Here is a 22,192-nt window from a genome sequence, read left to right as displayed (position 1 = left end):
GCACCAACCGAGACCGCAGTAGGTCAAGAAATCCCTTGCCAGCGAGGAGCCGTCCACACATGCCCGAAGTGATCTGGTGGATGAGGCCGCAACAGCGATGCTTGCACTGGGCGAGGCGCTGTCCCGGGGGGTTGATCTGCTTGGCAGCTTGGGAAACGACCGCCAGTTTGCGGTCAGGCCACGGCCACTGCAGGTACTATTGCGATAGCGCCGGTTGCATGTACGATGTTGCTGAGGCTTTCAGAGGGCAAGATGTTGACCGAGCAGGGCTTCCTCCGAGCCTCGATTGTCGCGACGGTAGGCGTCGCGGCGTTCGGAATCGTCTTCGGCCTGCTGTCCGGGTCGTTCTCCATCGCTTTTGATGGCGCCTATTCTCTTGTCGATGCCGGAATGACGATTTTGGCGCTTTGGGTATCGAGCCTGATCGTACGATCGGCAAAGGCCGACGCGCTGTCGGGCAGGCTGCGCAATCGATTCACGATGGGGTTCTGGCACCTGGAGCCTATTGTGTTGGGCCTTAACGGCACCTTGCTGATGACGGTCGCTACCTACGCCCTCATCAACGCCGTGATCACCATTGTGTACGGCGGCAACGAGCTGCGCTTCGGTGTCGCCATCGTCTACGCCGCAATCACGTTGGTGGTCTGTATAGCCATGGCTATGGCCGGTGCGCGGGCAAACAGGAGACTGCGGTCAGACTTCGTTGCCCTGGACGTTAAAGCCTGGACGATGTCGGCGGGAATAACCTCGGCACTTCTGATCGCATTCCTGATCGGACAGGCGGCGGGCGGAACGCCGCTTGGCTGGATCTCTCCATACGTGGACCCTGTCGTACTGGCGCTGGTCTGCCTCGTGATCATTCCTATTCCCGTCGGGGCGGTGCGCAAGGCCCTGTCCGAGATCCTGCTCATCACCCCCGTGGATCTCAAGGCCCACGTCGATCGGGTGGCCGCCGAAATAATGCAGCGCGAGGGGTTCCTGTCCTATCGGGCATACGTCGCCAAGGTCGGGCGGGCCACGCAGATAGAGCTTTACTTCATCGTGCCGAAGGACTTGCCCCCGAGGACCATCGAGGAGTGGGACCGCACCCGCGACCAGATCGGCGCGGCCATCGGGGACGAAGGCCGCAATCGGTGGCTGACCATCGCCTTTACCGCTGACGTCAACTGGGCGGAGTGAAAGCCGGATGGCGCGCCAGACCGATGTCGGGCATCGCGTTGTGCCAGGTCAGCCCCGCACCTTCCGGCCCAGGTAGCAAACCTCCTCGTGAAGCTTCGTGTCGCTCGGCTTCATCGGTATCAGCAGGTAGCTATCCTCGGACACCGTCATTGCCTGTCCATTCTGATGGGCGAACGCCTGTCCTTTTGGCAACAGCTTAAAATTGCTTGCCTCACCCGCATACCGGAAGTCGTCGAATTCCTTCGTGACGACGGAATACATCTCGACGATCTCCGCATCGACGGCCGCCGGACGAGGATCGTGCCCGATCATGCCCAGGAGGGACAGCAGAGAAATGGCAGCCCGATAGGCGACATCGTTTGAAGATTTGTCGAAGTGGCTACCGGATTCCAGAGTCGCTGACATTGCGCCTCGCGCATTGGCGTAATTCTCGGTATCGCCGCCGATGGTCCCGCTCGAGAACTTGCTCCAGCCGGTCATCATCTTTGGTATTCCGAGATGCCGATAAAACTCGACGGCGTCTTGCTCGGCGACCAGAAACGGTTCGTTTGCGATCGGCGCGGAATGGAAATCCAGAAAATAGTCGCAGCTCTCCAGCAACGGCTTAAGCTCCTGCGTCCGTTGGAATTCGTAGGAGCCGCGGTCGATCTCTGGTCCATAGTCCTCGCGAAACATGCGGTTCATGTTGTGTTTGACATAGCGGCACTCCGCAGCGATCGCGCGCTCGTTCGCGCGGGCAAGTGTCAGGGAGCCGCGCAGCAAAAGTCTCGTGCCCCCTAAAAGGTCATAGAGGACTTTCTCGATGGCATGAATGCCACTGACCTCGTCTCCATGAATGCCGCAGAACATGACGACCCGCGGGCCAGCCGCGTCGCAGTCTATCCGCACTACGCTCTGAACGTGCGGATCCCTGGAAATCAACATGGACCGCCTCCTGTCGAACTTGCGACGCCATGACGTGTCGAGCTTCGATTCGACTGGGCACTACTGCCGATCGGCCAGTGCAGCAAGGGTCTGGGCTGAAATGCTACTGTAACTTACGTCGATATGGTCCGCGTGCAGGGAAGACCAATCTTGCGGAAATTTGCTGCAAGGTTGACGTTCAGGTCATGACAATCCCAAACTCTGAGACGCTCGGACTGCCACGTCACCCGGTATCGACTGGCGCGAAACTGAAATGCGGGCGCGCAGCGATGGCCGCGATACCCGCAGGCTCCAGCCAGCCGCAGCCAAATCTTCGAGCGAGGTAACCGATGTCCTCTGGACATGCAGTGTCCTCCAGGCGGGTGCTCGAACCCATCGAGCGCATATCCGAAGTGCTTTTCGGATTAATCATGGCATTGGCCTTTACCGGGACTTTGAGTGTTGTAAGTGACGAATCTGAGGTGCGCACCACGCTGGTCGGCGCGCTCGGCTGCAATCTCGCCTGGGGCCTCGTAGATGCCATCATGTATCTGATGGGATGCCTCGCCGACCGGGCCACACAGCGGCGCATAGTTGCCAAAGTGCAGCAAGCCGCCACCGCCGAAGAGGCGAGGACCGCTATCCTGCAGAACCTGCCTTCCGCGGTAGCGTCGGCGTTGACGGACGCCGATCTCGACAGAATGCATGCAGCACTGTTGAAGGAGCGGATGCCAGGCGAGCCGATGGGACTCAAGCGCGAAGACTTGCTGGGTGCGGTCGCCGTCTTCCTTCTCGTTTTCGCCTCGACGATCCCGATCGTAGTGCCTTTCCTGTTCCTGCAGGACGCTTGGACCGCGCTTCGAATCTCCAACGCCATCGCTGTGGCGATGATGTTGTTTGCCGGCTACGCGTTTGGACAACTGACTGGGTACAGACCATGGCTGACTGCCGCTGCCATGGTTCTGCTCGGCTGCTTGCTGGTCGCCCTGACTATCGCGCTGGGCGGATGAGGGCCGGGCGCCGCGATCTTGCCGTGAACAGTGCGTCGGGACCGAGCGCAGATGTAGTACAGTAACATACACCCCGTTCCTTGTTTAGGTCGTCTGACCTGCGCAACAACCTTTGCCGGCGCCGCCATCGAACGGCGTCCAGCAAGATGCTGCGAACGCCAGGCATTGGGAGTGGACGGTGCACGAGGTTGAAGGGTTCCCAATTGCGATCATCGATGAAGATTACGAAGGCAAGAACGCTGCTGGACGGGGCATGCAGCAGCTCGCTGCCGCAATCGAGAAAGAAGGCTTCCGCGTCGTCGGCGGCCTTAACTACGAGGATGCCCGGCGACTTGTCAAAATCTTCAACAACGAATCCTGCTGGCTGATCTCCGTCGACGGATCGGAAGACGTCGCGACGCGATGGCAGGTGCTTGAGGAAGTGCTGGCGGCCAAGCGCAGCCGCAACGAACGCTTGCCGATCTTCCTCTTCGGCGACGAACTCACCGCGGAGATGGTCCCGATCAGCGTGCTGAAGCACGCCAACGCCTTTATGCGGCTCTTCGAGGACTCGCCCGAGTTCATGGCACGAGCGATCGTGCGCGCGGCGCAGCTCTATCTCGAGGGACTTCCCCCGCCGATGTTCAAGGCGCTGATGGAGTATACATTGCAGGCCAGCTACTCCTGGCACACGCCCGGTCACGGCGGCGGCGTCGCGTTCCGCAAGAGCCCGGTCGGGCAACTCTTCTATCAATTCTTCGGCGAGAACACCTTGCGGTCCGATATCTCCGTATCGGTCGGTAAGCTAGGCTCGCTTCTCGACCACACCGGTCCGATCGCCGAAGGCGAGCGCAACGCCGCCCGCATTTTCGGGGCGGACGAGACACTGTTCGTCGTTGGCGGCACGTCGACGGCCAACAAGATCGTCTGGCACGGGACCGTGAGCCGCGGTGACCTGGTCCTGTGCGACCGCAATTGCCACAAGTCGATCCTGCACTCGCTGATCATGACGGGCGCCGTACCGATCTATCTCATCCCGTCGCGCAATGGTCTTGGCATCATCGGCCCGATATCGAGGGACCAGTTCACGCAGCAATCCATCAAGAAAAAGATCGCGGCAAATCCGTTCGCCAAGGGGAGCAATGGCAAGGTCCGCCTAATGGTGATCACGAACTCGACCTATGACGGCCTCTGCTACAATGTTGATGCGATAAAGAAAACGATCGGTAGTTCGGTCGAAGTGCTCCACTTCGATGAGGCCTGGTACGCCTACGCCAATTTCCATGAATTCTACGACGGCTATCACGGCATCTCGTCCGCTGATCCGACCCGATCGCCCAACGCGATCACTTTCGCCACGCATTCGACGCACAAGCTTCTCGCTGCCTGGTCACAGGCGTCGATGATCCACGTCCAGCATGGCGAGAACAAGCGGCTGGACATGGCCCGCTTCAATGATGCCTTCATGATGCACACGTCGACATCTCCGCAATACGGCATCATCGCGTCCTGCGACGTCGCCGCGGCAATGATGGAGCAACCGGCGGGCCGTGCTCTCGTTCAGGAGACGATAGAAGAGGCGCTGAGCTTTCGTCGCGCCATGACGGCGGTCAGAAATCAAGTCAAGGACTCCTGGTGGTTCGACGTGTGGCAGCCGGACGCCATCGCCAAACGGCCAGCCGAGAGCAAGGCGGAGTGGGTCTTGAAGCCCGGCGGTCGATGGCATGGCTTCGAGGGTCTGGCCGAGAACCATGTGCTGGTGGATCCGATCAAGGTCACGATCCTTAGCCCGGGGTTATCGGCAAACGGTGACATGCAGGAACATGGCATCCCGGCAGCGGTGGTCGTCAAATTCCTGTCGGCGCGCCGCATCGAGATTGAAAAGACCGGGCTCTATTCCTTCCTTGTCCTGTTCTCAATGGGCATAACCAAGGGCAAGTGGAGCACGCTGGTAACCGAGCTCCTCAATTTCAAGGAGCTGTACGATCAGAACGCGCCGCTGAAGAATGTGCTGCCTGCGCTGGTCGACGCGCATCCCGCAGACTACGGCGAAATGGGCCTCAAGGACCTATGTGAGCAGGTGCACAAGGTCTATCGCCAGGACAATCTGCCGAGGGCGCAGCGGGAGATGTACACGACATTGCCGGAGATGGCGATGAAGCCGTGCGATGCCTATGAGAACCTCGTGCGTGGCCGTGTGGAAAGCGTTGAGATCGACGGGCTGATGGGGCGCACGCTCGGGGTGATGGTGGTGCCATATCCGCCGGGCATTCCGCTGATCATGCCTGGCGAACGCCTCACCAAAGCTACCAAGTCGATTCACGACTACCTGCTCTACGCGCGCGATTTCGACACGAAATTCCCCGGTTTCGAAACGGATATTCACGGACTGCGCTTCGAGCCGACGCCGACCGGACGCCGCTACCTGATCGACTGCATAGTGGAGGGGTGACAGATGATCCCGCGTGACGTCAAATCACCGACCACTGCGGTTCCCTTCCACAAACTGCTCAAGATCGTCGCGATTGTCGACGACACCAATCCCCAGACAAAAGTTCTGCTCGACCAGATTGCGGCCGAAGGCTTCGAGATCGAGATTGCCGACAGTCCCGATCGTGACGTCTCGGAGGATGCCTCGGTGGGCGCCTACATCGCATCGATCGACGGGGATCGCCTCGAAGGCGCACGCAGCCTGGGCAGGGCGGTGCGGGGCATCGGGTTCCGTACGCCGCTTTGGGCGCTGGCCGACACAAGGCAACTCGCCGACATGGCGGTGCTCGCCCAGACCGGCGAGGTCGACGGCTATATCTACCTTGGCCAGCAGACCCCTGCCTTCTATGCGAAGCAGGTCGTTGCCAGCCTACTGATGTACGGAAAGACCCTTTTGCCTCCATTTTTCGGGGGGCTGATGGCTTATGACGGGGAGGCCAACATCGCTTTCGACTGCCCCGGCCACCAGGGCGGCCAGTTCTACCGAAAGTCGCCAACCGGTCAGCTGTTCTTCAAACACTTCGGCGAGAACATCTTCCGCAACGATCTTTGCAACGCCGATGTCGATCTCGGAGACCTCCTCATCCACGAAGGTCCGGCGGTCGAGGCACAGCGCTACGCCGCTCGCGTGTTCGGCGCCGACAAGACATACTTCGTCCTGAACGGCACCAGCTCCTCCAACAAGATCGTTGCCAACGCCGTGCTGAAGCGCGGCGACCTGGTACTGTTCGACCGCAACAACCACAAATCGTTGCATCAGGGCGCCCTGGTGCAAGCCGGCGCGATACCGACCTTCCTGCCGACCGCGCGCAACTCGTTCGGCATGATCGGCGCCGTCGACTGGAGTGCCTGGGACGAGGACTATCTGCGCGAGCAAATCCGCAACAATCCGCTGGTCGATGACCCGGAGAGGTACAAGGCCAAGCGGCCGTTCCGCCTCGCCTGCATCCAACTCGCTACCTATGACGGCACCGTCTACAACGTTCGCAAGGTGATGGAGAAAATCGGACACCTCTGCGACTACGTACTGTGGGATGAAGCCTGGATCGGCTACAACGCTTTCCACCCGCTGTTCGAAGACCACAGTCCCATGCGTGTCGAGGATCTGGGGCCAGAGATGCCGGGGCTGTTCTCGACCCAGTCCGTCCACAAGCAGGGCGCCGGTTTTTCGCAGGCCTCGCAGATCCACAAGCGCGACGAGCATATCAGCGGCCAGCGTCGGTTCGTCGAGCACAAGCGCTTCAACGAATCGTTCCTGATGAATGCCTCTACCTCGCCCTTCTATCCCTTGTTCGCCTCGCTGGAGGTGAACGCCAAGATGCATGAGGGCAAGGCCGGCGAGATGCTGTGGGACCGCTGCATCGCGCTTGGAATCGAATGCCGCAAGAAACTGCGCGAATTCAGCCGCTTCTATGAGGAGAATGGAGAGGGTGACGAAGAGAAGTGGTTCTTCGACCCATTCGTGCCGGACAGGGTGACAATCCGCAACTCGGCCTTTTCCCCGGACGTCGAAGACGTGCCCTGGGAAAGCCTGCCGACGGATGTGCTCAAACGGGAGCAGCAGTGCTGGAATTTCCATCCGCAAGCCAAGTGGCACGGCTATTCCGGCTACGTCGACGGCTACGCGATGGTCGATCCCAACAAGCTGGCGCTACTGACCCCCGGGATCAACCGCAAGACCGGCGACTATCTCGACTTCGGCGTTCCCGCGACGGTGGTCGCCAACTATCTGCGCGAGCAGCGGGTCGTGCCGGAGAAGTGCGACCTGAACAGTTTGCTGTTCCTGATGACTCCGGCCGAAGACGAGAGCAAGCTCAACACGCTGATCGCGAAGCTGGTCAAGTTCAAGAACCTGTGGGATCGCGATGCGCCATTGCCCGAGATCCTGCCGACCGTGAGCGCGGCGCACAGCCAGCGCTATGCCGGGTATACGATCCGCAAGATCTGCAAGGAGATGCACGATTTCTACCGTGCGGCGAACGTCAAGGACCTGCAGCGGCAGAGCTTCAGGGCGTCCAGCTTCCCCGAGCTCGCGATGTCTTCCGAGAAGGCATACGAGGCGCTGGTCGCGAACGACGTCGACTACGTCCCGCTGGATGCCATCAAGGGCCGCATCTCGGCCACGCTTGCGCTGATCTACCCGCCAGGCATCGGCGTGGTGGTCCCGGGCGAGCGCTGGGATGAGAAAGCCCGGCCGATGCTCGATTACTTCCTTGCATTCGAGGAGTCGTTCAATCGCTTTCCCGGATTCAATTACGAAGTGCAGGGCGTCTACCAGGAGAGGATCGACGGCCGCATCAAGTTCCACACCTACGTGGTCAAAGAGTGAGGGCCGGATCCACACCGGAGGAGGAGCACCATGCCACAAGAACCGCAGCCGAAACGCATGAATTTGATGCAGCTGACCTTCATCGTGGCGGTCAACATGATGGGCTCCGGCATTATCATGCTGCCAACCAATATGGCAAAGGTCGGTGCGATATCCCTGCTGTCGTGGATTGTCACGGCGCTCGGTTCAATGGCAATCGCGTACGGCTTTGCCCAGGCCGGCCTTTTCAATCAGCGTCCGGGCGGCATGTCGGCATACGCCGAGGATGCATATGGCAAGTCGGGGTACTTCCTCGTCTTCATCCTGTATTTCCTGTCCCTTGCGATCGGAAACGTCGCCATCGGCATATCGGCTGTCGGATACCTGTCGTCGTTCTTGCCCGCGCTTTCGGCGACGCCGGTGGCGACATGTGTCAGCCTGATCTTCCTGCTTTGGCTTACGACAGTTGCCAACTTCGGCGGCCCAAGCATAACCGGGCGTATCGGGTCGATCACGGTTTGGGGCGTCATTATCCCGGTGGGCCTGCTGTCTGTCTTCGGCTGGTTCTGGTTTAGCCCCAGCACTTTCGGCGCGGCCTGGAATCCGCACGGGCTGAGCCTGGGTGGGGGTATGGGCTCCAGCATCGCGCTGACGCTTTGGGCTTTCCTGGGGATGGAATCTGCCGCCCAGAACTCCGCCGCGGTCGAGAACCCAAAACGCGACGTGCCTTTGGCATGCCTGTTCGGAACGCTTGGGGCCGCAGCGATCTACATTTTGTCGACCACTGTGATTCAGGGCATCGTGCCGAACGAGGAACTAGCCAAGTCGACCGGGCCGTTCGGCCTGGCCTATGCGCATATGTTCAACCCGTTCGTGGGATCGATCATCATGGCTCTGGCCGTCATGGCATGTCTGGGCTCGCTGCTCGGCTGGCAATTCACGATCGCCCAGACCGGCAAGGCGGCGGCCGACGAAAGGATGTTCCCAGCATTCTTCACCAAGGTGAACCGCATGGGGGCGCCGGTTACCGGCATGATCGTGATGGCTGTCGTGCAATCGCTGCTCGCACTGATGACGATCTCACCGACACTAAGCGAACAGTTCGCAGCGTTGGTGAACCTGGCGGTCGTCACCAACGTGCTGCCATACATCATAGCGCTATCGGCTCTCGTGATCATGATGAAGTCGGCAGGCGTGTCCGGATCGAAGTACGCATTCAACGTGTTCATCGTGACGGTGGCGATGCTCTACAGCACCTATGCACTCTACGCCTCGGGCCACTCGGCGGTGATGGGCGGCATGCTGGTGACGGCGCTCGCTTTCATCATTTGGGGTTTCCTTGCGCCTCGTTTCAGCGGGCAGGCAGGCACGCCGGCGCGTGCAGCGGCAGCCTGAACTGGGGCATGGCAATGCGCTCGACAGGAGGACAACACATGCAAGCCGCACAGCAGAAAGCCGCTCGCCGGCATGGTATCGGTGCCCTTGGCCTCCTTGCCGTGGGCATCGGCGTTGCCCTTGCGCTCCTTGACGCGATCCCGGCTTCAGCCGCTACCCTCGATCGGGTTCGCCAAGCCGGGAAACTTGTATTCGGCTATCGCGCCGACGCCCGGCCGTTCTCGTTCGACGACGGGGGCAAGCCCACCGGGTATTCGATTACGCTTTGCCAAAACGTGGCAGACGAAGTCAAAACAGAGCTTGGCATTGCCGACCTGAAAGTTGAATGGGTTCCGGTCGCTGTCGAAGATCGCTTTGCTACGCTCGAGCAGGGCAAGATCGATCTCCTATGCGGTGCAGAGGTCACGCTGGAAAGACGGAAGCAGGTGTCGTTTTCCATACCCATCTTTCCCGGTGGCATCGCTGCGATGCTCAGGTCGGATGCTCCGCGGGCGCTGCAGGATGTCCTCGCTGGCCGGCCGGCATCCGGCCCCATCTGGCGTGGTTCGCCGGCGCAGATCCTCGAGGACAAGACCTTCTCGGTCGTTTCCGGCACTACTGGGCAGTCATGGCTTGAGAAGCGGTTGAACGAATTCCAACTGACGGCAGAGGTAGTTCCTGTGGACAGCTACGATGCCGGCACGATGCGAGTGCTGGACCGCACGAGCGACGTGTTCTTCGGGGATCGGTCGATCCTCGTTGAAGCCGCTGCCGGCAACCCGTCAGGTGCCGACTTGATGGTTCTCGACAGGCAGTTCACCTCTCAGCCGATTGCGCTGACGATGGCGCGAAACGACGATGATTTTCGCTTGGTCGTGGATCGATCCCTTAGCCTGCAATTCTCATCAAAGGAGTTTCGCGATCTGTACACGAAATGGTTCGGGGCACCAGATGACGAGGTAACAGCCTTTTTCCGTCAGAGCGCATTGCCAGAATAGTTCTCACGTAGAATATATATTACCACGCTAGATGAGCAGGTGGTGCATATCGGCACGTCGCCAGCCAAAAAATGAGATAGCGGAGTCAAAGCAACCGCCATCCTGATTGCAGGGCGAGCCTGCGCTCATGACGAGGAGCTTGGGCCTGAGACGCCGCCGGCGCCGATGCCCCAGGATATCGTTCCATTCAACGTCTCTTTTGGGGCTGCCTTACGACCGACTACGTGTCGCGCGGCATCACCAATTCTAACAGCAGACCGGCAATACAGGGCTACGTTGAACCAAGTGTCGAACTCCCGACTGTCGGACGTGAAGAGCTGGATGTCCGAGGAGTAAGACACCTGCGCATTTCATAGCTTGCAGCGCAGCTGCAGAGCGCAATCCGTGGCCAATCGCCCGCGTGCGATCATTCGCCCCTGCTCACCTGGTGCCGGAGCTCCCGGCAAGGGGCAGGGAACGCTACGGTAACTTACTCCCTGATCCTTGATTGCGACGTCGCCGACGACAATCAATGCTTCAAGCGCCAGTTCTCCTTGGTCCGATGTCAGACACAGCGAGCCGTTCGGGAGAACGAGTATCCGGTGGCGTGTGCCGTCTCGCGGCGCAGGACTTCATACGTGATCGCGGGCTGGGCCACGCCAGTACCTTGAAGGACGAGGGGCATGAGGACAGTTGGGGTGCATTCGGAGGTAGGCAAGCTGCGGACGGTCATGGTCTGCAAACCTTCTCTCGCTCATCAACGCCTGACGCCGGGAAACTGCCATGATCTGCTTTTCGATGACGTGCTCTGGGTCCACGAGGCCCAGAAGGATCATTTCGACTTCGTGCTCAAAATGCAGCAGCGGGGGATCGAAGTCCTTGAACTGCATGACCTCCTTGCCGAGACCCTGGAGCAGGCCGACGGGCGTCGGTTCGTGCTCGACAGGCTGATCACGCCGAATTCGGTCGGCTTCCAGAACGCTTCGTTTATGCGGCCTTGGCTGGACGAGCTTGAGGCGACGCGACTTGGCAAGCACCTCATCGGCGGGATTACGATCTCCGACCTGCCTGACGGGATCGGCAAGGCGATGATGGTCGAGGCCTTCGGAGGAGTTGAATTCATCCTGCCGCCGATACCCAACACCTTGTTCCAGCGCGACCCGTCGTGCTGGATTTATAACGGCGTCACCTGCAACCCCATGTACTGGCCCGCGCGCAAGCCGGAAACGCTGCTTCAGCGTGCGATCTACAAATTCCATCCGTCGTTCCGAGAGGCTGACTTCAAGATCTGGTGGGGCGACTCCGACGAGTCGTTCGCCAGCGCGTCGATAGAGGGCGGAGACGTCATGCCGATCGGTAACGGCGTCGTCCTCGTCGGCCTGGGCGAACGGACGACCCATGAGGCCGTGGGCCAGTTGGCTCTCGAGCTCTTTCGCAACAAGGCCGCCACGCGCGTCGTCGGGTGCCTCATGCCCAAGAGCCGGGCAGCGATGCATCTCGACACCGTGTTCACGTTCTGCGACCGCGATCTGGTCACGATCTTCGAGGAAGTCGTCAATCAGGTCAGGTGCTTCAGCATACACCCCCTGGACGACGAAGGGCATTTCGAAGTCCGTCGCGACGAGCAGCCGCTTCTCGCGGTCGTACAAGAGGCACTTGGCTTGAAACGGCTCCGCTCCGTGCCGACCGGCGGCAACGCATTTGAGGCCGAACGCGAGCAATGGGACGATGGCAATAATGTCGTCGCCCTCGAGCCTGGGGTGGTCGTTGCCTACGACCGCAACACCTACACCAACACGCTTCTGAGAAAGGCCGGCGTGGAAGTCATCACCATCCGGGGCGCCGAGCTTGGACGAGGCCGTGGCGGCGGGCACTGCATGACCTGTCCTGTCTGGCGTGACCCTGTCGACTGAACCGGTCACCACTTCTCAAGGGAGAGAACGCATGAGCTTCAACCTCCGCAACCGCTCGCTGTTGACGGTACAGGACTATACGCCGCGCGAGTTTCAGCATCTGCTCGACCTCGCCCGCGACCTGAAGCGCGCCAAATATGCCCGCACCGAGCAGATGCATCTTCGAGGCAAGGAGATCTGCCTGATCTTCGAGAAGACCTCGACGCGCACGCGCTGCTCTTTCGAGGTCGCCTGCTACGATCAGGGCGCCAACGTCACCTATCTCGATCCGGCCGGCTCCCAGATCGGGCACAAGGAGTCCTTCAAGGACACAGCGCGCGTGTTGGGACGCATGTTCGACGCGATCGAGTATCGGGGATCGGCGCAAAAGGGGGTGGAGGACCTCGCAAGATATGCCGGAGTTCCGGTCTACAACGGGCTGACCGACGAATACCACCCGACTCAGATGCTCGCCGACGTCATGACCATGCGCGAGAATGGCGACAGGCCGATCACCGACATCAAATACGCTTACGTCGGAGACACCCGCTCCAACATGGGGCACTCGCTCATGATTGTCGGATGCCTGATGGGAATGGATGTGCGTATCTGCGGTCCCAAGGAACTCTGGCCGTCCGATGAATATACGAGCATCGCCAAGAAGCTGGCTGAGAAATCCGGCGCGAGATTGACGATCACTGCGGACGTCAAGGCCGCGGTGAAGGACGTGCATTTCATCCATACGGACGTTTGGGTCTCGATGGGCGAGTCCAAGGAGGTCTGGGGCGAGCGTATCAAGCTGCTCAAGCCCTACCAAGTGAACTCTGCCATGATGAAAGCCAGCGGCAACCCGCAGGTGAAGTTCATGCACTGCCTCCCTGCGTTCCACGACACGGAAACCGTCCTTGGCAAGCAAATCGCCGAGAACTACGGCATGGCTGACGGACTCGAGGTTACCAACGACGTGTTCGAGTCGGAAGCCAACGTCGCGTTCGAGCAAGCGGAGAACCGAATGCACACGATCAAGGCACTTCTCGTCGCGACTTTGGGGGACTGACCGAATGCGGGTCGTGATCGCGCTTGGCGGCAACGCGCTTTTGAAACGCGGCGAACCGATGACGGCGGAAGTCCAGCGCAGGAACATCCGTACCGCGGCTATAGCTATGGCGCCGGTTGCCTCCGCACACCAGCTGGTCATCAGCCATGGCAATGGTCCGCAGGTTGGCCTGCTCGCATTGCAAGGGGCAGCCTATAAGGCGGACGAGGCCTACCCGCTGGATGTCTTGGGTGCTGAGACGGAAGGCATGATCGGCTACATGATCGAACAGGAGCTCGGCAATCTGCTGCCGTTCGAGGTACCATTCGCCACACTGCTGACCATGGTCGAGGTCGACGGTAACGACCCAGGGTTCAAGAATCCAACCAAGTTTGTCGGCCCTGTCTACGACGAGGCGCAAGCGCAACAGATCAAGGCCGAAAAGGGATGGACGTTCAAGCTCGACGGCACAATGTGGCGCCGCGTCGTTCCATCGCCGCAACCGAAGCGCATCTTCGAGATGCGGCCGATACGCTGGCTGCTGGATCAAGGTACGGTCGTCATTTGCGCCGGTGGTGGCGGCATTCCTACGATGTACGCGCCCGATTCCGACCGCAAGCTCGTTGGCGTCGAGGCGGTCATCGACAAGGACCTCTGTACGGAGCTCCTTGCCCGCGAGCTTGATGCCGACCTGCTCGTGATGGCGACCGACGCGGAGGCGGTATTCCTGGGGTGGGGCACGCCGCAGGCCAAGGCGATCCACAGGGCCAGTCCAGAAGCAATTTCGGAGCACACGTTCCCCGCCGGCTCGATGGGTCCGAAGGTCGATGCTGCCTGTCAATTTGCGAGGGCGACGGGTCACATGGCAGCCATCGGCGCACTTGCCGACATCGAGGCGATCGTGCGGGGCGAGAAGGGCACAATTATCGGTGGGGGCTTCACGGGCCTTAGCTACCACTAGGCATCTCCCGCCCAACAGATTGGAATTCTTGGTAATGCAAGCCTTGGATCCGACCAAAAGCGAAACCGCCACCGGGCGAGTCGTTTCCGCACCCGAACAGGGCCTGCCACCGCATTCGGAAAGCCGCAAAAGCCTCGGGATAGCGGCGTGCACGGCGATTGTGGTCGGTAACATGGTCGGGTCGGGTTTCTACCTGTCGCCCGCTGCCGTCGCCCCCTATGGCAACCTTGCGATCCTGACCTGGATTGTAATGGGCGCAGGGGCAATCTGTCTGGGGCTGACCTTCGCCAGACTGGCGCGTTTGGCTCCGGCGACGGGCGGACCTTACGCCTATACCCGCCTGGCCTATGGCGACTTTCCCGGCTTTCTCATCGCGTGGGGCTACTGGATATCGATCTGGGCTTCGCTGCCGGTAATCGCCGTCGCCCTTGCTGGGGCTGTGGTCGACCTGTTCCCGATGCTGCGGGGTCGTGGGATGGTCGTCGCCCTTACCTTGAGCGCGATCTGGGTTGTCGTGTTCGTCAACCTGCGAGGGGTAGGCGCCGCCGGCCTCATGTCGCAGGTCACAACCTACGCCAAGCTAGTGCCGTTCGGAGCCGTCGCGGTGGTGGGCCTGCTCTACGTCGACACCTCGCACTTCAGCGAGTTCAATCCGAGCGGCCTGCCAATCCTGCAAGCAGGCGCGGCGCTTGCGCCGCTGACAATGTTCGCTTTCCTGGGGCTCGAGTCGGCCACTGTCCCTGCCGGCGATGTCCGCGACCCGGAGCGCACGATTCCCCGCTCAACGGTGCTGGGGATCACAATCGCAGCGACCCTCTATGTGTTAGGAACGATCGTGGTCATGGGCGTCTTGCCGCGGCAGGAACTCGTCCATTCGATCGCTCCGTTCTCCGACGCAGCTCGTGTGATGTGGGGGCGCGCAGGCGCGATCTCGATTGCGATCGCGGTGATCCTGTCATCGATCGGTGCGCTGAATGGCTGGACCTTGCTGATGGGGCAGGTGCCGATGGCGGCGGCGCGCGACGGGCTGTTCCCACCGCTTTTCGGCAGCCTGTCGACGCGAAATGTCCCGGCGATCGGAATCGTGGTCTCGGCTGTGTTGGCGACCCTGCTCGTTCTCGTTCAGGCTGCCGGGTCAGGAGGCTTCTCGGCGTTCTACACACTGGTCGTTGGCTTGAGCACGATGGCAGCGGTCATCCCTTACGCCTTCTGCGCCTTGGCAGGCAGCCTTGTCTCGGCACGTGTCAGCGGCGGCGCGCGTATCCCGCGCGTGACCGCCGTCGAACTTGTGGCGTTCGTATTCGCCATGTTCACGCTCTATGGTTGTGGAGCAGAGCCGGTCCTCTATGGCTTGGTCCTGTTGCTGCTCGGTATTCCGGTGTACGTCTGGCAGCGGCGACGCGCCATCACGATGGCCTGATAGGGGCTCCAGTCATGCCGATCGGTGGTCCTCTCCTGGAATCGGACAACCCTACGCCGCTGCCCAGCGTTCCAGCGGTGACCTCGCGGCATCAGGACCTTGGGCGGATCACGTTGACCGTGCTGTTCATCGGCGGTCTGCTTGTTACCAGCATCTGGATCATGCGGCCGTTCCTGCCGGCGCTCCTTTGGGCTACGACGCTGGTTCTCGCGACCTGGCCATTGTTGCTTCGCGTACAGCACTACGCCGGCAACCGCCGTGGCATTGCGGTATTAGTGATGACCTTGGCGGTGCTGCTGGTTCTTATCGTGCCGCTTTGGGCGGCGGTGAGCACAGTCGTCACCAACATAGATGTAATCGGCGACATGGCGCGCACGCTGCTGTCCCTGCGGGTACCGCCCCCCCCGGATTGGCTGGCCGGAATTCCCGTGGTTGGGGCTCGGGCCGCCGAGGCATGGGGCAGGTTGTCTTCGGCTGGCCTGGATGAACTGGCACCCAAGCTTACTCCCTATGCTGGCGCGCTGACACAGTGGATCGCATCGGCTGCCGGAGGCCTCGGCAGCATGCTCCTGCAATTCCTGCTGACTGCCGCCATCGCGGCGGTAATGTACGCCAAGGGGGAACAGGCGGCGGCTGCGATGATACTCTTCGGCCGACGATTGGCCGGCGATCGTGGAGAGAAGGCCATTTATTTGGCGGGTCAGGCGATTCGCAGTGTGGCGCTGGGGGTAGTTGTGACGGCCTTGGCACAGAGCATCATAGCCGGCATCGGCCTGCGGCTGGTCGGCCTGCCATTCGCGGTGCTGCTCACAGCGCTGATGTTCGTGCTCTGCCTGATACAACTCGGTCCAGGCTTGGTGCTTATCCCGGCAGTAATCTGGATGTACTATTCAGGCAGCACTCTCGGCGCGACCGTTCTGCTGCTCTTCGCAATTGTCGCCATGACGATCGACCAGTTCATTCGACCGATCCTGATCCGGAGAGGGGCCGACTTGCCCTTGCTTCTGATCCTTGCCGGGGTGGTTGGCGGGCTGATTGCGTTCGGCATCCTCGGCATCTTCATAGGCCCTACCGTCCTAGCCGTGGCCTATACCCTGCTGAACGCCTGGATGCAGGAAGATCCGACGCCTGTCGTGGCGAGGCAGTGATACGCCGATAGCGCGGCGATGTAGCAAGAAGCGTCTTCGTCAACAACCTGCACGTCCGCGGGAGATCAGCGGATGGAAACGGGGGCCTGACGGGAGATGCCGGCAGCGAGCGGAGCCTCGACCGAGGAGGACAACATCTGAGCCGCCGAACGACGGCCAGCAGCTGTGCCTTGTGCTACCGTAACTTACCTTCTGCTTCTTGATCGTGGCGGGTGACACCGCGATCAATATAGCAGAGCAAACTGCAGGCTCTTTCAGCGCTCGGCTACAGCGCCCGCATAATCCGGCGACGGCCGCAGCCCACCCCACATGGGAACGGGTCATGTCGCATTTCCGCCTTTTGAAACAGACCCGACAGATGACCGAGTACTCCTGCGGCGCATCGGCCTTGCAGTCGGTGTTCAGCTATTGGGGCCAGGAGATGGAAGAGGAGGCTCTGATGAGGCTCCTCGGCACTAACCCCGAGGTTGGCACCTTTCCTCAAGATCTGGTTCGTGGTGCTCGTGCGCTGGGTTTCGATGCCGAGATGAAAGAGAACTCTAGTCTCGACGATCTGGAGCGGTTCACGTCCGCCGGTCATCCGGTGATCGCGTTGGGGCAGGTCTGGAGGAGCGAGAAGGACACGCCGGAATCGGCGGCCGACGAGTGGGATTGCGGGCACTACATTGTGGTTCTCTCGGTCGACGCCGACTACGTCTACTTCCAGGACCCGTACATACGGATGGGCAAGGGCTTCGTGCCCAGATCGGCATTCGACGAGCATTGGCATCAGATCATGGGAGGCATCGCGCATGCCAGGTCTGCCGAAATGCATCGCGTCGCAATATTCATAAAGGGAAACGAGTCGACGATACGCCCAGGCACCGATCAATTCGACTTGTCAAAGCTCGATTTGAGCCAGCTAGGTTCCATAGATCTGATAAGCATCCATTTCCCGCGATATCTGCTGCCGTTCGATTTCCTCGCTGAACTGAAACAGCTGTTCGAGGGCGGGTTGGTTCGCCCGGATGCATTCGCGATTACGAGAAAGGACAGCGAGGGCAGGATATCGGGAATGCAAGGTGGGCGCCTGGAGGACGGCGAGGACGTCGTCGAGGTCAATGCCTTGATCGCAGCGCTTGCAGCCCAAGCGCGCGGCGACACGGCAGAAATCCGGACGAGCGCAAAGGCGGCGGCGCGAGCGGCTGGTGCCGGTGACTTTGGTCTGTCTGCTGACGACCTTCGCCGGCGCGCGGAGCGACTGCGTCCTGGGCATTCCGAAGTCGTCGTTCTGTTGGAGAACCGTTGGGAGTCGCGGTTCTACGATGTGACGCGCCGTCACGGAGGCACGGTTGCCGAACAGAAGATGATCTCTGCCGCTGCCCTCGCGAAAATGGGCGGTTGGATTGTGCCATCAACCGCGTGATCCGGCGGCTCGGGCAGCGGTATTTCCGGTGAGCCGCCAGGAGTTTCGAAATGGAAGGCGCAACTGCCTCACGGCCGTTGCGCCGGCAACTGTAACTTACTTGTCGCCGCTGTGCATCCTGCAGGCGAAGGGGCAAACTAATGCGACTGTCTGCGAAGTACCAATGAAAGACCCGAGCAACAGGTCAATGCCGCTGACGGCCGCGATGGTCCGGTTCGTTGATGTGGCGGAGTTGATCAAGGCCCGCAGCATCTCGGACGAGGTCTTGCGGGATATGTGTGAAGACTACCGGCTGGCTCGCACGACGCTCACCAGACTGAAGAAAGCGAAGCCAAGGCGGCCGGCAGAGATTTCCGAATACACGACCCTGGTGTCCGAACTCGAAGACGAGATCATCCGCCGCTTGCTGGGTGACGAAGAACGGCCGACGGTTAACAAGGAGTAGCGGCGATGTCGGATGCCATACATCCTGGGGCGCGCCTCATCACATGCCTTCATTCATAACCGCGCTAGGGAGGCAAGCGTGGCTCAGCGAGGTTGCAGGGCGGCAGACAAGGCGTCCATCAATGCTTTTGCCGGACACGGCTTCTCGAGATAGGCTGCGCAGCCTGCAGCCATGGCGGCGTCTTGGGTCGCCTTATGCCCATTGCCGGTGATAAAGATGACCGGGACATCGGAACCTGATCTGCGCTGCTGAAGCGCGAGTTCTATTCCCGAGATGCCGCTAAGATGGATGTCTAGGATGAGGCAGGCCGCATCGCGCAGGTCTGCATACGCTTGAAATTCCTCGGCGGAGGAATACCCGGTAACCTCGAAGCCCTTTGCTCTCAGCAGCCTCGCGATTCCCTTGAGAAAACCGGGATCGTCATCGACGACCAGTATGCGCATGGACCCTATTCATCCAGATTGGACATCCAGAGTAGCTGCTCAACTCGGTTGTCGGGGTTGATCTCGATCCAGAATAGCAAGGCGAACGCGATCGCTGCTATTGTCCAGTCGGACATGTTGGACGCAAATCTTACAGCAAATGCAAAAACGTCAGGCAGGCGACTTCGCGGACGAGCTCAGGTCGGCGTCGGCCTGCTCTGACAGAATTCCCAAGCGTTCGGCGAGCGAGACGAGGTCGGTAATCGTCCGGGCGCCCAGTTTTTCGAATATCCTGTGCCGATGTGCTTTTATCGTCCGTTCGGTAATGCCGAGAGCGTAAGCCGTTTGCTTGTTCATGCGCCCCCGCACGATGAAGTCGAACACCTGGCGCTCGCGCGGTGTCAACGTTTCCAGCAGTGCGTGCGCATCTCGCATCCGTTGCTGGTGCTTGGACTCTGTATCGTGCCGCGCGATTGCGCGTCCGATGCTTTCGAGCAAGGCCTGACCCGCCACCGGCTTGGTCAGAAAGTCCTCGGCGCCGGACTTGATCGCCGTGACCGTGGTCGGAATGTCGCCGTGACCCGTGAGGAAGACGATCGGGAACGGCGAACCAATCTCGACCAGTCGCCGCTGCAGGGCAGGCCCGCTCAAGCCGGGCAGGCTGACATCGAGGAGAATGCAGCCAACTTCCGCCCCGGCGCAAACCTGCGCCAGAAACTGGTCTGCGCTGGGGTATTCGGCAACCTCGTAGCCGTGCAGGCGCAGCAGCCGCGCGGTTGCATGACGGAACAGGCTATCGTCGTCTACAATATGAACTAGGCTGCCCATCGGATTCACATCGCACCGGCATTCGCGAGCAGCGTGATGTAGAACGCCGCGCCGCGATCCTGCTTAGTCAAGAGCGACAACCCCACAACCAGCGCCCAGCTCGCGTTCTCAGCATGAACTTGGTCGCTCAGGGCTTCATCGAAAGGTGCCCATGCCAAAATTGCCATTTGCCGTTATCTTAGGCAGAATTGCACTACCTAACTTTGTATTAACGTGAAAAGCATTCTTTCTTTTCGGCGGTGCGTTATCTGGTTGTAACTTGTCCCTAGGGACAATGTCTTGACGGCCACTGATCGCCGGTACAATTCCAATCTCCCCGCTCTAAGTTTAGAGCTTGCTCCCATTCGCGCGAATGTCAACGGTCGAGAGTCGATGAGCAGGTCTCTGCCTTCGTGGAGGGTCGAAATGATTGACGCGGACGAGATACGCTGCCTGACTACCCCTTCTCCCGCCGCTGCGTTGGACCGCTATGACGGCGCAGCGACTGCTGATCCTGCAACATCGCGCTCCGATGAAATCCACCGCGAGTTGGACCGCGTGGTGGATTCCGTTCGGTTCGACGCGTCAGAGCGCAATCGGCGGTTCCTTGCATATGTGGTCGAAGAAGCGCTGGCAGGCAGGGGAGGGCGCATCAAGGCATACAACATCGCGACCGAAGTGTTTGGCCGCGACGTCAACTTCGATCCCCAGCTTGATCCGGTGGTACGGATGGAAGCCCGCCGGTTGCGCAGATCGCTTGAGCGCTTCTATCTCACCTGCGGCGACAACAGCTCGATCAGGATTGCCATGCCGAAAGGCGGCTATGTGCCCGAGTTTCAGACTGCTGCCCTCTGGTCACCGTCAGCTGGTGACGCACAGGCGAATGCCCCCAGCGAACCGGCTGGAACGGAGCGCGCGTCGACGATCCTTGTGGCGCCATTTGATGCCGAAGGCGATCAATCTATGTTCCTGCATTTCAATCGCGGATTTGCCGAACAGGTCACAATCGGTCTAGCTCGTTTCCCCGAAATCGCCGTCTTTGAACGGCCTTCGGACGCGCATTACGCATCGGCGGCAGCCGGTGAGCAACGCCGCAATGCGAATGGGGAGTTTGTCCTGAGCGGCAGCACCGCACTCTTCGCCGGCTCTCTCAACGTGAAAGCCGTTCTAGTTCAAGCGCGGACCGGGCGGGTGCTCTGGGGGCAGAGCTTCGAACGAGACCTCCAATGCGGGAACGTGCTGAGCATCCGCGACGAGGTGGCGAATTCGCTCGTGCGCGCGTTGGCACAACCCTACGGCGTCATCAGCAGCATAGCCAATGCCGCTGCCCAAGCGAAGGAACCGCGGTCCCTAAGTCCTGTCGAGTGCGTCATCAGGTTTTACGAGTACAAGCGGACCTACCGGAGGGACCTCTTTTCAGGTGTGCGTCAGTGTCTCGAACGAACCGCAATCACCAACCCGGATTATGCCGAGGCGTTCGCCTGCCTGTCTCAACTGTACACCGATGGGCATCGGTTTGGGTTCGCACCCACGGAGTCCCCCTCTGGACTGCGCCGGCAGGCCATAGAGCTTGCGGATAGGGCGGTCCAACTGGCTCCCGATTCCAGCCGCGGCCATCATGCTCGGGGACTGGCTTATTGGTTTGCTCAGGACGTGCCCGCCAGCCTGAAGGCCATGCAGATGGCCCTCGCCTTCAACCCCAACGCGACAGACATCATGACCGATCTGGGTCTGATCTGGTCCTTGCTGGGTGAATGGGGCAAAGGAGTTCCACTGCTCGAGAAGGCCTCCGCACAACAACTGTCGCGGCTCGGCGCCAACTGCGTGGGATTGTCCCTCTATCATTTCGTGAACGGACGCTACGAAGAGGCGCTGGCCGAAGCGCGTGATGTGGACATGCCGGACGTGACGCATGGCTTTGTGGCCCGAGCGATCTCCCTCGTTCGCCTAGGGCGGAAGGAAGAGGCCGCCCGGGCTGTCCAGAGGATTGTTGAACTCGCTCCTTGTCGCGGCGGCGGCATTCTGGCCGACTTGGCCGGCGTCAACGCCAATCCCGACCTGGCCGACAAGGTCTTGGCAGCATTGCGAGAAGCCGGGCTTTCGACGGAGGTCACACGCCACTGAACCGTGTGACGAGGGCGCGGATCGGCGGCATTCGAACGACATCCTTGCGGCTCGGAGTTCGTCGCCGTCGCGGCGATGAGTTCTTCCTCCTGTCCTTACCCGCTCGCTGGTGGCACATCCACTGCACCTTCGCGACCAGCGCGCCGAACTGGCCCGATGCCGATGGCGCCGATTGCCAGCATCTTATCGGCCACCAATGTCACTTGCTCGGAAACGACAAGGAGGCCCCACGGCTGCCATAGCGAGTCCGGCCGACACGTCGCTACGCAACCAGCCCAGTCGATAGCCTGAGAGGCTCGTAAACACCGGCAA

At 60.6% G+C, this 22,192-nt stretch carries 18 protein-coding genes; 14 read left to right on the top strand and 4 right to left on the bottom strand.

The window, feature by feature from the left end:
- The first annotated feature begins 252 nt into the window (after window positions 1-252).
- Window positions 253-1,179 carry a cation diffusion facilitator family transporter gene (locus tag AC1DYW_RS27705; RefSeq protein ID WP_477228318.1) on the top strand — a complete coding sequence of 309 codons (927 nt, stop codon included), beginning with the start codon at window positions 253-255 and terminating at the stop codon, window positions 1,177-1,179.
- A 48-nt stretch (window positions 1,180-1,227) separates the two neighbouring features.
- Here the strand turns inward: AC1DYW_RS27705 and AC1DYW_RS27700 are convergent, their stop codons facing one another.
- Window positions 1,228-2,103, bottom strand: a complete 876-nt coding sequence (locus AC1DYW_RS27700) for a hypothetical protein (RefSeq protein ID WP_477228317.1) — start codon at window positions 2,101-2,103, stop codon at window positions 1,228-1,230.
- Between the two features lie 410 nt (window positions 2,104-2,513).
- Between AC1DYW_RS27700 and AC1DYW_RS27695 the strand changes: the two genes are divergently transcribed.
- The 12 genes from AC1DYW_RS27695 to AC1DYW_RS27640 all read left to right on the top strand — a co-directional run bounded on the left by AC1DYW_RS27695 (window position 2,514) and on the right by AC1DYW_RS27640 (window position 18,527).
- Window positions 2,514-3,092, top strand: a complete 579-nt coding sequence (locus AC1DYW_RS27695; RefSeq protein WP_477228316.1) for a VIT1/CCC1 transporter family protein — start codon at window positions 2,514-2,516, stop codon at window positions 3,090-3,092.
- 178 nt (window positions 3,093-3,270) lie between these two features.
- A complete protein-coding gene (locus AC1DYW_RS27690) occupies window positions 3,271-5,523 on the top strand; it encodes an Orn/Lys/Arg family decarboxylase (protein WP_477228315.1) in 2,253 nt (750 codons plus the stop codon).
- A gap of 3 nt (window positions 5,524-5,526) precedes the next feature.
- Window positions 5,527-7,890 carry an ornithine decarboxylase gene (gene speC, locus AC1DYW_RS27685; RefSeq protein ID WP_477228314.1) on the top strand — a complete coding sequence of 788 codons (2,364 nt, stop codon included), beginning with the start codon at window positions 5,527-5,529 and terminating at the stop codon, window positions 7,888-7,890.
- Window positions 7,891-7,920: 30 nt separating this feature from the next.
- Window positions 7,921-9,264, top strand: a complete 1,344-nt coding sequence (potE, locus tag AC1DYW_RS27680) for a putrescine-ornithine antiporter (protein WP_477228313.1) — start codon at window positions 7,921-7,923, stop codon at window positions 9,262-9,264.
- A gap of 38 nt (window positions 9,265-9,302) precedes the next feature.
- Window positions 9,303-10,241, top strand: coding sequence for an amino acid ABC transporter substrate-binding protein (locus tag AC1DYW_RS27675; protein ID WP_477228312.1), 939 nt, complete (start codon window positions 9,303-9,305; stop codon window positions 10,239-10,241).
- Between the two features lie 662 nt (window positions 10,242-10,903).
- A complete protein-coding gene (locus AC1DYW_RS27670; protein ID WP_457152263.1) occupies window positions 10,904-12,133 on the top strand; it encodes an arginine deiminase in 1,230 nt (409 codons plus the stop codon).
- A 31-nt stretch (window positions 12,134-12,164) separates the two neighbouring features.
- Entirely contained in the window at window positions 12,165-13,169 is a 1,005-nt protein-coding gene (locus AC1DYW_RS27665; RefSeq protein ID WP_095081987.1) for an ornithine carbamoyltransferase, read from the top strand.
- Window positions 13,170-13,173: 4 nt separating this feature from the next.
- On the top strand, window positions 13,174-14,109 hold the full coding sequence (gene arcC / locus AC1DYW_RS27660; protein ID WP_477228311.1) for a carbamate kinase: 936 nt from the start codon (window positions 13,174-13,176) through the stop codon (window positions 14,107-14,109).
- Between the two features lie 34 nt (window positions 14,110-14,143).
- The gene (locus AC1DYW_RS27655) at window positions 14,144-15,529 is read left to right on the top strand and encodes an amino acid permease (protein ID WP_457152265.1); all 1,386 of its coding nucleotides are present in this window, start codon (window positions 14,144-14,146) and stop codon (window positions 15,527-15,529) included.
- 14 nt (window positions 15,530-15,543) lie between these two features.
- A complete protein-coding gene (gene ydiK / locus AC1DYW_RS27650) occupies window positions 15,544-16,677 on the top strand; it encodes an AI-2E family transporter YdiK (protein ID WP_477228310.1) in 1,134 nt (377 codons plus the stop codon).
- Window positions 16,678-16,999: 322 nt separating this feature from the next.
- Window positions 17,000-18,082 (top strand): cysteine peptidase family C39 domain-containing protein, encoded by a 1,083-nt coding sequence (locus tag AC1DYW_RS27645; RefSeq protein ID WP_477228309.1) that lies wholly within the window; start codon window positions 17,000-17,002, stop codon window positions 18,080-18,082.
- Window positions 18,083-18,245: 163 nt separating this feature from the next.
- Window positions 18,246-18,527 carry a hypothetical protein gene (locus AC1DYW_RS27640; protein ID WP_477228308.1) on the top strand — a complete coding sequence of 94 codons (282 nt, stop codon included), beginning with the start codon at window positions 18,246-18,248 and terminating at the stop codon, window positions 18,525-18,527.
- 83 nt (window positions 18,528-18,610) lie between these two features.
- On the opposite strand, the gene AC1DYW_RS27635 is transcribed toward AC1DYW_RS27640, so the two are convergent.
- The 3 genes from AC1DYW_RS27635 to AC1DYW_RS27625 form a co-directional block, all read right to left on the bottom strand.
- On the bottom strand, window positions 18,611-18,970 hold the full coding sequence (locus AC1DYW_RS27635; RefSeq protein WP_477228307.1) for a response regulator transcription factor: 360 nt from the start codon (window positions 18,968-18,970) through the stop codon (window positions 18,611-18,613).
- A 150-nt stretch (window positions 18,971-19,120) separates the two neighbouring features.
- Window positions 19,121-19,777: a response regulator transcription factor gene (locus tag AC1DYW_RS27630; RefSeq protein ID WP_477228306.1), complete on the bottom strand. Its 657-nt coding sequence runs from the start codon at window positions 19,775-19,777 to the stop codon at window positions 19,121-19,123.
- 5 nt (window positions 19,778-19,782) lie between these two features.
- On the bottom strand, window positions 19,783-19,944 hold the full coding sequence (locus AC1DYW_RS27625) for a hypothetical protein (RefSeq protein ID WP_477228305.1): 162 nt from the start codon (window positions 19,942-19,944) through the stop codon (window positions 19,783-19,785).
- A gap of 238 nt (window positions 19,945-20,182) precedes the next feature.
- Here AC1DYW_RS27625 and AC1DYW_RS27620 point away from each other — a divergent pair, with 238 nt between their 5' ends.
- Entirely contained in the window at window positions 20,183-21,880 is a 1,698-nt protein-coding gene (locus AC1DYW_RS27620; RefSeq protein ID WP_477228304.1) for a tetratricopeptide repeat protein, read from the top strand.
- The last annotated feature ends 312 nt before the right edge of the window (window positions 21,881-22,192 follow it).

The sequence above is a fragment of the Mesorhizobium sp. P2_D5 genome, assembly GCF_056404355.1.
Note: the sequence above shows the minus strand (reverse complement) of the source record. Positions and strands in the feature narration are given on the sequence as shown.